This window comes from Clavibacter sp. MX14-G9D (assembly GCF_032917815.1).
Lineage (GTDB): Bacteria > Actinomycetota > Actinomycetes > Actinomycetales > Microbacteriaceae > Clavibacter > Clavibacter michiganensis_K.
In genome coordinates, this window is record NZ_JAVCVL010000108.1 from 1 (window position 1) to 9,223 (window position 9,223).

Here is a 9,223-nt window from a genome sequence, read left to right on the forward strand (position 1 = left end):
CGCCGGGGGCCGCGCGGCTAGGACGCGGGCGAGGCAGCCTCGGAGCCATCCGCACCCGCGCCCGCGCGCAGGGCGTCGCCCACCGCTGCCAGCCGCTCCGGCCCGACGAGGCCCAGGTGGTACGCGTACGCGTCGTCGATGCCGGCGATCGCACGAGGCCAGCCCGCGCGGATCCCCGCGGCCGTGGCCGGTGGCATCGCCCACATCCAGCCGCCCAGCCGGGTGCCGGGGAGCCGGGCGCGCAGGTCGCGGACGGCGTCCGGGTCGTGCACGACGGCGTCCGCGAGGATGACGCCGTCGACGAGGTCGACGTCGTCGAGGAGGGCCGCGAAGGGGCCCGTGGCCCACGGGTCGGGATCCGCGTGCACGACGACGCGCGCCACGCCCGCCGCCCGCGCCGCGCCGACGCACGCCTCGAGCAGGAGGCGGCGCGCCCGCGCGCGCACGGCGAGCACCGCCTCCAGGCCGTCCGTGGAGCCGTCCGCGTCGACGCGGGCCCGCACCTCCGCGCGGAGGGCGTCCGGATCCACGCCGTCCGCGGCGAGCGCCGCGACGCAGGCGGTGCAGAAGCAGATGGAGAGGAGCGCCTCCACGTCGCTCGACCAGTCGGCGCCCGACGTCTTCTCGTGGGCGCTGAGGTGCGCGAGGCCGAGCGGACCGCAGGCCTCCAGCATCACGCCGTCGAGCGGTGCCGCGGCGGCGACCTCGGCGACGAGGGTCGCCGCGTACTCGCGCACCTCGGGGTGCGACGGGCAGAGCGCGTGGACGTGCACGTGCCCCCACGCGTCGACCACGGACCGTCCGGGGTGGCGCTCGCCGATCGCGCACGCGTGAGTGAGCACGATCCAGGCCTCGACGCGCAGCCCCGCCTCCCGCGCGACGGCGGCGGCGCGCTCGAAGGCCCGCGGCCCGACCCAGGGCGCATCGTCGCTCGGCCGGATCTCCCCCCACGCCTCCGGGCGCACGGGCACGTAGAGCGCGGCGTCGCGGGCGTCCACCACGCGGTGCCGCGGGTGCAGGGGCGTCGCGGCGCGGACGGAGTGGTAGGCCGCGGCGATCGCGACGGAGTCGGCACCGGCATCCCGCACGCGCGCGGTCGCCGCGGGATCGTCGATGAGGTCCCAGGGGTACACGCAGAACGCCCGGCTCATCGGACGCCCGCCGAGCGCAGCTCCTGGGCGAGCCGCTGCGCGTGCGTCCCGATGACGGCGGCGACCCGCGCGACCTCCGCGTCGTCGGCCCGGGCGACGGGCATGGAGCAGCTGATCGCGTCGGTCGCGGGGATCCGGTACCCCACGCTGACGCTCACGCAGCTGACGCCCGCGAGGTTCTCCTCGCGCTCGTGCGCGTAGCCGCGCTCGTGGAACCCGTCGAGCTGGGCGTCCAGCGCGGCGCGGTCCGTGACGGTGCGCGGGGTGAGGGCGGCCAGCGGGCCGTCGCCGAGCGCGTCGCGCCGCTCGGCGGGGCTGAGCTCCGCGAGCAGCGCCTTGCCGAGCGAGGTGGCGTGCGCGGGCAGCTGGCGGCCGACGCGCGAGGTGGCGCGGCGGGACTCGGTGGTCTCGCGCGTGGCCAGGTAGAGCACCTGGTCGCCCTCGCGGCGGGCGTAGTGGGCGGTGTAGCCGGTGTCGTCGCGGATGCGCTCGAGCGCCCGCACGGCGTGCGGGAGCGCCCGGTCGCGGTCGAGGTACGCGGTGCCGACGACGAGGGCGCGGGATCCGATGGCGACGTGCGTGCCGTCCTGCAGCATCTCGATCCAGCCGCTGGCGGCCATGGTGTGCAGCAGCTGGTGGAGGCTGGAGCGCGGGTATCCGGACGCGCGGTGCAGATCGACGACGGAGACGGGCTCGTCCGACGCCGCCAGCCGCTCGAGGAGGGCCAGGGTGCGCTCCGCCGACTTGACGGGTCGGGCGCCGCCCTCGGCCACGGCCGTCGCCGCCGCGGGTGACGATGCCGGTGCCGGCTCCCCGGCGACGCGGGTCACCACGGCTCCCCCAGCGGATGCGCCGCCGACGCGAACTCGCCGCCGATGAGGCCGTTCGCGTCGGGATCGACGCCGTCCACGTCCCGCGGCACGACGTCCGCCGCGTGCGCCTCGGCGTCGTCCTGCGGGTGGTAGCCGATGGCGTGCCCGGCGTCGTGCGCGAACCAGGCGCGGGTGTTGCGGGAGACGCCCCACACGATGCGCGCGCCGGGCTCGTCGAGCACGGCGACCGCCTCGACGAGCCGCGCGAGGTCGGGGAAGGAGAGCCAGGTGGAGAGCATGCGCGAGGTGGTGGGCCGCGCGAGGGCCGTCCCGATGCGGACGCTCACGACGGCGAGCCCGTGGCGGTCGGCGTACACGGAGCCGAGCGCCTCCATGGCGGCCTTGCTCGCGCCGTACAGGCCGTCGGGCCGCGGTTCGAGCCGGTCCACGGGCTGCGCCGGCACGGGATGGAAGCCGACGGCGTGCGTGCTGCTCGCGAGCAGTACCCGCCGCACGCCCGTGTCGCGGGCGGCCTCGAGCACGCTGCGGGTGCCCTCGACGTTCGCCTCCGCCAGCGCGGCCCACGATCGCTCCCGGCTGAGGCCGCCGAGGTGCACGACGAGGTCCGCCCCGTCGACGGCCGCGCGGACGGCGGCCGTGTCGGTGACGGAGGCCGTGATCGCCGTCTCGCCCGCGGCCGCCTCCGGGTCGACCAGGTCGATGAGGGTCAGCCGGTGGCCGGCGGCGCGCAGGAGCGGCCGCACCCCGCGGGCGACGAGGCCGGCGGCCCCGGTGATGACGATGCTGCGCGGCCCGGCACCGCCCTCCTCACGGGCCTCGGGGGCCGTCGCCGTCGTCACCATGCGTCCCCCAAGCCGTGCCCCGGATCCGCGAAGGCCCCACCGATGAGGCCGTCGGCCTCCGAGGCGTCGCCCACGTCGATCGTCGCCGCGTGCGCCTCCGCGTCATCCTGAGGGTAGTAGCCGATCGCATGGCCGGCCTCGAGCCCGGCCCATGCGCGCGTGTTGCGCGAGATGCCCCAGATGACGTGCCCGCCCGGCGCGTCGAGCGCGGCGACCGCCTCGATCATGCGGGCGAGGTCCGGGAAGGACAGCCAGGTCGAGAGGGAGCGGCTATTGGTGGGACGCTCGAGCACGGTCCCGATGCGGGCGCTGACCACGCTCATCCCGTGGCGGTCGGCGAACACGGCTCCCAGCGCCTCCATCGCGGCCTTGCTCACGCCGTAGTAGCTGTCCGGGCGGGGCGCCAGGTGCTCGACGGGGCGGGCGGGGACGGGATGGAACCCCACGGCGTGCGTGGAGCTCGCCAGCAGGACCCTCCGGACTCCCGCGTCGCGCGCGGCCTCGAGGACGCAGCGGGTGCCGTCGACGTTGGCCTCCAGCACCTCGCGCCAGGGCCGCTCGCGGCTGATGCCGCCCAGGTGCACGACGACGTCGGCGCCGCGCACGGCCTCGCGGACGGCGTCGAGGTCGGTGACGGAGGCGAGCAAGGCGGTCTCCGTGCCCACGGGGTCGGCAGCCACCAGGTCGAGGAGCACCAGCCGGTGCCCGGCTGCACGCAGCACAGGGCGCACCCCGCGTCCGGCGAGGCCAGCGGCTCCCGTGATCACGATGCGCAGTCCTGCGGTCATCCGGCCCACACCCCTTCGACCCGTCCTCGTTGACAGCGGGTCCATCGCCGCCTACGTTAGCAGACGCATTCACACTGATGTCATGCATTCACGTATGAAAATGAGGATTCGATGAAGAAGACCCGCACCGTGCAGCGCGCCGCCGCACTCCTCGCCGTCGGCGCCCTGGTCGGCACCGTCAGCGCCTGCTCCTCCTCCGCCCCCTCCTCGGGCGACGACCCCCAGGGATCCGGCTCGCTCGAGGTGTGGACGCGCAGCGCACCGGAGTCCGCCGCCTCCTACCAGCTGGTCTTCGACGCGTTCACCGCGAAGACCGGCATCGCGATCGACTACAAGCCCATCACCGAGTTCGACACGCAGCTGCAGGCGCGCGCCCAGCAGAAGGACCTCCCCGACGTCCTGATCAACGACGCCGGCTCCCTCGGCAACTACGTCTCCCAGGGCTTCGTGCTCCCCGTCGACCGGTCCTCCATCGCGGGCGAGGGCGACATCTCCGACGCCACGTGGGAGGAGAACCTCGGCACCGACGGCGAGTACTACGGCATCCCGTGGTCCCGCCAGGCGAACGTCACCATCGTCCGCAAGGACTGGCGCGAGAAGCTGGGCCGGGAGATCCCCACGACGTGGGACGAGCTCACCAGCCTCGCCCAGGCGTTCGCGACGGAGGACCCCGACGGGAACGGCCAGGCCGACACGTACGGCATGGTCGTCCCCGGCAGTGCCACGAGCGGCTACATCGCCCGGTGGTCGGCCTCCTACATCTGGCAGGCCGGCGGGGACATCATGCGGGACGAGGGCGACGGGAAGTACTCCGCCGCCATGGACTCGCCCGAGACCGCCACGGCCGTCGAATGGGTGCGCGACCAGTTCTGCACCCCCGGCGTCGTCGTGCCCGGCTCCATCAACCTGACCACCGCCGAGACCCCCTTCTTCGCGCAGGGCACCGCGGGCATCTACCAGACCGGCCCCTACAACCTGTCGACCTTCGACCAGGCCGTGGGCGCCGAGAACGTGGAGGTCATCCCGACGCCGGCCGGCCCGGACGGAGGGACGGACACGCTCGCCGAGGGCGAGAACATCTACCTCGGCGCGTCCTCCGAGAAGGCGGACCTGCAGAAGCAGCTCGCCGAGTTCCTCATCACCCCGGAGGCCCAGGAGCTCGCGATGAAGGTGGAGACGAACGCGGCGGGCGTGACGACGCAGCCCGTCGTGCGCATCCCCGTCAACACCACGATCGACGTCGGTGCGGTCAAGGCGGACCCCCGTTGGGACATCGTCACCGCGGCCTACGCGGATGACGCCCGCACCTTCCCCTGGTCCATCGACTTCACTCCGTACCGTCAGATCGTCGCCGACGGCCTGAACGCCATCGCGGCGGACTGCTCCAGCGACATCCCGGCCGGGCTCGCGTCCATCGACGAGCAGCTGACCAGCGAGATCGACTCGCAGGGGATCGGCGAGTGACCGCGGGCGCCCCGGCGGGGGTGATCGTGGACGCGGCTCGTGAGGAGCCCGTCGTCCTCACGCCGGTGCGGCGGACGGCGCGCGCGCCGTTCCGCACGCGCTCGCTGATCCCGTGGGCGTTCCTCGTCCCCGGCCTCCTCCTGGGCGCCCTCTTCAAGTTCATCCCGATGATCGAGGGCTTCCGCATGAGCGCCGTGAAGGTGCAGCCCTTCCTCGGCGACGAGTTCGTCGGGTTCGACAACTACGCGAAGGTGCTCGGCGACCAGCGCTTCATGGACGCCCTCGGGCACACCGTGATCCTGGGGCTCGGGCAGACGATCGGCTCGCTCGCGGTCGGCGTCGTCCTCGCGCTGCTGCTCGAGGGGACCACCCGGCGGCTGTGGTTCATCCGCACCGCCGTGTTCCTCCCCGTCGTGACGGCCCTGGCCGTGGTCGGCGAGATCTGGCGGATCCTGTACTTCCCGGCCGACGCGGGGTTCCTCAACCAGGTGCTGGGCACCGTCGGGATCGCGCCGCAGGGCTTCATCAGCGACCAGTCGACGGCGCTCGGCTACGTGATGCTCGTCGGCATCTGGACCGGAGCGCCGTACAACATGGTGATCATCCTCGCGGGCCTCGCCGGGATCGATCGCACCCTCTATGAGGCGGCAGCGGTCGACGGGGTGACCGTGCGGCAGCGGCTCGTGCACATCGTGCTGCCGGCCCTCCGCCCGGCGGTCAGCGTCGTGCTCACCCTCGCGGCCATCCGCAGCCTGCGCACCTTCACCGAGGTGTACGTGCTCACCGGGGGCGGGCCCGCGGGCTCGACGGAGGTGTGGATGACCCGGGTCTACTCGCTCGGATTCCGTTCGAACGACCTCGGCGTCGCGTCCGCAGCCTCCGTGCTCCTCCTGCTCGCCACCCTCGCCCTCACCATCGGCGTCCGCGCCCTGACCTCACGCAAGGAGAAGGCCCTGTGAGCATCCTCGAGCGCCCCGCGCGCCGGGCCCGTCGGGAGAACGACGGCCAGTTCGACAGCGCACTCGGCTGGAAGACCGGCCCCCGGGTGTCCAACGTCGTGCGCCTGGTGCTGTGCCTGATCGTCCTCATCGTCTTCGCCGCGCCGTTCGTCATCATCGTCTCGGGCGCCTTCGACGCGTTCACGTCGTCGACGAGCATCCGCCTCATCCCGGCGCAGTTCTCGCTCGAGTCGTTCCGCATCGCGGCCGACAAGGGCGTCTTCTCCTACTTCGCCAACTCCCTCGTGATCGCGGGAGGCGGGCTGGTGCTCCAGATCGCGATCGCGATCCTCACCTCGTACGCCCTCGCGCGGCACCGGTTCCGCGGCCAGTCGTTCGTGATGCTGCTGTTCCTGCTTACGATGATGCTGCCGGAGGAGGTCATCGCGATCCCGCTCTCGCAGGTCATCGGCGACGTCGGCGGCCTCGGCATCAACCTCCGCGGCACGCCGTGGGGCGTCATCCTCCCGGTCGCCGTCTGGGGCTTCTCGATCCTCGTCATGACGGAGTTCATGAAGGACATCCCCCTGGAGATCGAGGAGGCCGCGCGGCTCGACGGCTGCGGGGAGCTCCGGATGCTCTGGACGATCATCCTGCCGCTCTGCAAGCCCGTCCTGGGGGTGGTCACGATCTTCGGCTTCATGATGATCTGGGATCAGTACCTGCTCCCCCTCATCGCCGCCGACGACCCGAGCGACTACACGCTCACCGTCGCGCTCAGCATCCTCCGCACCGATGCGGAGGTCGGCTCGGGCGTCCTCCTCGCCGGCGCCCTGCTCGCGCTCCTGCCCAGCCTCGTCATCTACCTGCTCATGCAGAAGTCGCTCATCCGGGGGATCACCTCCGGCGCGACGAAGGGATAGCCCATGATCATCCGCGACCTCGTCGTCACGCCCATCGCGTTCCGCGACCCTCCCCTGCTGAACGCCGACGGCGTGCACGAGCCCCTGGCGCTGCGCACCATCGTCGAGCTCGTCGTCGACGGCGGCGTCATCGGCCTCGGCGAGGGCCAGGGCGGTGCGGCCGCGGCCGATGCCGTCGCCTCCGTCCGGGACGCCGTCATCGGGCTCAGCGTGTTCGACCTCCACGGCATCGAGGCGGCGGTCGGCGCGGCCCTCGGGGGCGACGACGGCCCGCTCGACCGCCGCGCCCGCCGCGTCGTCTACTCGATGATCGACGTCGCCGCGCACGACGCCCAGGGCCGCATCACGGGCCTGCCGGTCAGCGAGCTGCTGGGCGGCCGGGTCCGCGACGCCGTCCCGTACAGCGCGTACCTCTTCTACAAGTGGGCGGCGCACCCCGGTCAGGAGCCCGACGACTTCGGCGCGGCGCTCGATCCCGCGGGCATCGTCGCGCAGGCCCGCCTCCTCATCGGCCGGTACGGGTTCGGCTCCATCAAGCTGAAGGCGGGCGTGCTCCCGCCCGACGAGGAGATCGCCGCGATCCGCGCCCTCGCCGAGGCGTTCCCCGACCACCCGCTGCGCATCGACCCCAACGGCGCGTGGACGCACGAGACGGCCCTCCGCGTCGCGCGCGAGCTGGACGGCGTGCTCGAGTACCTGGAGGACCCGGTGCTCGGGATCGACGGGATGGCCGCCGTGGCCGCCGAGGTGTCCCAGCCGCTCGCCACGAACATGTGCGTCGTGACCTTCGAGCAGATCGCGGAGGGCTTCGCGAAGGACGCCGTGCAGATCGTGCTCTCCGACCACCACTACTGGGGCGGGCTCGCGCACACCCGCGAGCTGGCGGCGATCTGCGCCACCTGGGGCGTGGGCCTGTCCATGCACTCGAACTCGCACCTCGGGATCTCCCTCGCCGCGATGACGCACGTCGCCGCCGCGAGCCCCGAGCTCGGCTACGCCTGCGACACCCACTACCCGTGGAACCGCGGCGACGACGTCATCGTCCCCGGCGTCCTCGAGATCGTGGACGGCGCCGTCGCCGTGCCGACCGGCCCCGGCCTCGGCGTCGAGCTCAACCGCGAGGCTCTCGCCCGGCAGCACCGCGTGTACCGGGAGTCCGGCCGCACCGTGCGCGACGACACCGGCTACATGCGCAGCATCCATCCCGCCTACGACCCCACGCTCCCGAGGTTCTGATGACGATCACCGACACCACCGCCGCCCCCGCCACCGCCGCGTCCGGCGGGCTCGCCCCGCTCGAGGGCGTGCTCTTCTTCCCCGTGACCCCGTTCGACGCCCACGACCGCGTCGACGAGGACCTGCTCGCCGCGCACGTGGCCGACGGGCTCGGCCAGGGCGCCGGCGCCGCCTTCGTCGCGTGCGGCACGGGCGAGTTCCACGCGCTCGACGTCGAGGAGTACGCGCAGGCCGTGCGCGTCGGGGTCGCGGCCGCCGCGGGGCGTCACGTCGTCGTCGCGGGAGTCGGCGGGCCGCTCGGGCATGCCCGCCGGTGCGCCCGCATCGCCGCCGAGCTGGGCGCGGACGGGATCCTCGTGATGCCGCCCTACCTCGTGCAGGGCCCCCAGGCCGGCGTCGCCGCGTACGTGGAGGCCATCGCCGCCGCATCGCCGCTGCCGCTCATCGCGTACCACCGGGGCACCGCGCAGTTCAGCGAGTCGACGGTGGAGCGGCTCCTCGCCCTGCCCACCCTCGCCGGCATCAAGGACGGGGCCGGCGACATCGCCCTCATGCAGCGCTTCGTGCTGGCCGCGCGCCGGGCCGGACGGGAGGACGTGCAGTTCTTCAACGGCCTGCTGACGGCCGAGGCGAGCCAGGCGGCCTACCGCGCCATCGGCGTGCCGCTGTACTCGTCCGCCGTCTTCGCGATGGCTCCGCGGATCGCGCGGGCGTTCTTCGCCGCCTACGAGGCCGACGACCGGGAGGCGCAGCGCAGGCTCCTCGACGGGTTCTACACGCCGCTCGTGCGCCTGCGCGACCAGACGCCGGGCTTCGCCGTGTCGCTCATCAAGGCGGGCCTGCGGCTCCGGGGGATGCCGGTCGGGTCCGTCCGGGCGCCGCTCGTGGATCCGAGCCCGCATCAGCTCGCGGAGCTCGAGCGGATCCTCGCGCACGGCGACGAGGTGGTCTCGTGAGCGGCGCGGACACCACGGCGGAGGCCGTCCGGGAGACCGTGGCGCGCGCCGCCGCGGCCGCCCCCGCCGCCGCCCGGGCCACCGAGGCGGAG

The 9,223-nt window shown here is 73.7% G+C and carries 9 protein-coding genes; 5 read left to right on the forward strand and 4 right to left on the reverse strand.

Annotation, left to right across the window (positions count from 1 at the left end; genetic code table 11):
* Positions 1–17: 17 nt before the first annotated feature.
* From Q6969_RS09775 to Q6969_RS09790, 4 genes are read right to left on the reverse strand one after another with little or no spacing between them, the layout of a single operon-like run.
* Complete coding sequence (locus tag Q6969_RS09775; RefSeq protein ID WP_317230267.1) at positions 18–1,151, reverse strand: hypothetical protein; 1,134 nt, start codon at positions 1,149–1,151, stop codon at positions 18–20.
* The gene (locus tag Q6969_RS09780) at positions 1,148–1,981 is read right to left on the reverse strand and encodes an IclR family transcriptional regulator (RefSeq protein ID WP_317230268.1); all 834 of its coding nucleotides are present in this window, start codon (positions 1,979–1,981) and stop codon (positions 1,148–1,150) included. Before Q6969_RS09780 ends, Q6969_RS09775 begins: the two co-directional genes overlap by 4 nt.
* A complete protein-coding gene (locus Q6969_RS09785; RefSeq protein ID WP_317230269.1) occupies positions 1,978–2,826 on the reverse strand; it encodes an NAD(P)-dependent oxidoreductase in 849 nt (282 codons plus the stop codon). Before Q6969_RS09785 ends, Q6969_RS09780 begins: the two co-directional genes overlap by 4 nt.
* Positions 2,820–3,614, reverse strand: coding sequence for an NAD(P)-dependent oxidoreductase (locus Q6969_RS09790; protein ID WP_317230270.1), 795 nt, complete (start codon positions 3,612–3,614; stop codon positions 2,820–2,822). The genes Q6969_RS09785 and Q6969_RS09790 overlap by 7 nt, the downstream gene beginning before the upstream one ends.
* A 111-nt stretch (positions 3,615–3,725) precedes the next feature.
* Between Q6969_RS09790 and Q6969_RS09795 the strand changes: the two genes are divergently transcribed.
* From Q6969_RS09795 to Q6969_RS09815, 5 genes are read left to right on the forward strand one after another with little or no spacing between them, the layout of a single operon-like run.
* Complete coding sequence (locus Q6969_RS09795; RefSeq protein WP_317230271.1) at positions 3,726–5,078, forward strand: sugar ABC transporter substrate-binding protein; 1,353 nt, start codon at positions 3,726–3,728, stop codon at positions 5,076–5,078.
* Positions 5,075–6,037: a sugar ABC transporter permease gene (locus tag Q6969_RS09800; RefSeq protein ID WP_317230272.1), complete on the forward strand. Its 963-nt coding sequence runs from the start codon at positions 5,075–5,077 to the stop codon at positions 6,035–6,037. Before Q6969_RS09795 ends, Q6969_RS09800 begins: the two co-directional genes overlap by 4 nt.
* Positions 6,034–6,939, forward strand: coding sequence for a carbohydrate ABC transporter permease (locus tag Q6969_RS09805; RefSeq protein ID WP_317230273.1), 906 nt, complete (start codon positions 6,034–6,036; stop codon positions 6,937–6,939). Before Q6969_RS09800 ends, Q6969_RS09805 begins: the two co-directional genes overlap by 4 nt.
* A 3-nt stretch (positions 6,940–6,942) precedes the next feature.
* Positions 6,943–8,175: an enolase C-terminal domain-like protein gene (locus Q6969_RS09810; protein WP_317230274.1), complete on the forward strand. Its 1,233-nt coding sequence runs from the start codon at positions 6,943–6,945 to the stop codon at positions 8,173–8,175.
* Complete coding sequence (locus Q6969_RS09815; protein WP_317230275.1) at positions 8,175–9,131, forward strand: 5-dehydro-4-deoxyglucarate dehydratase; 957 nt, start codon at positions 8,175–8,177, stop codon at positions 9,129–9,131. Before Q6969_RS09810 ends, Q6969_RS09815 begins: the two co-directional genes overlap by 1 nt.
* The last annotated feature ends 92 nt before the right edge of the window (positions 9,132–9,223 follow it).

Excerpts from the sequence above, each read along its gene's own strand:
- Q6969_RS09775 (WP_317230267.1), bottom strand. The coding sequence starts at position 1,151 with ATGAGCCGGGCGTTCTGCGTGTACCCCTGGGACCTCATCGACGATCCC.
- Q6969_RS09785 (WP_317230269.1), bottom strand. The coding sequence starts at position 2,826 with ATGGTGACGACGGCGACGGCCCCCGAGGCCCGTGAGGAGGGCGGTGCC.
- Q6969_RS09790 (WP_317230270.1), bottom strand. The coding sequence starts at position 3,614 with ATGACCGCAGGACTGCGCATCGTGATCACGGGAGCCGCTGGCCTCGCC.
- Q6969_RS09795 (WP_317230271.1), top strand. The coding sequence starts at position 3,726 with ATGAAGAAGACCCGCACCGTGCAGCGCGCCGCCGCACTCCTCGCCGTC.
- Q6969_RS09810 (WP_317230274.1), top strand. The coding sequence starts at position 6,943 with ATGATCATCCGCGACCTCGTCGTCACGCCCATCGCGTTCCGCGACCCT.
- Q6969_RS09815 (WP_317230275.1), top strand. The coding sequence starts at position 8,175 with ATGACGATCACCGACACCACCGCCGCCCCCGCCACCGCCGCGTCCGGC.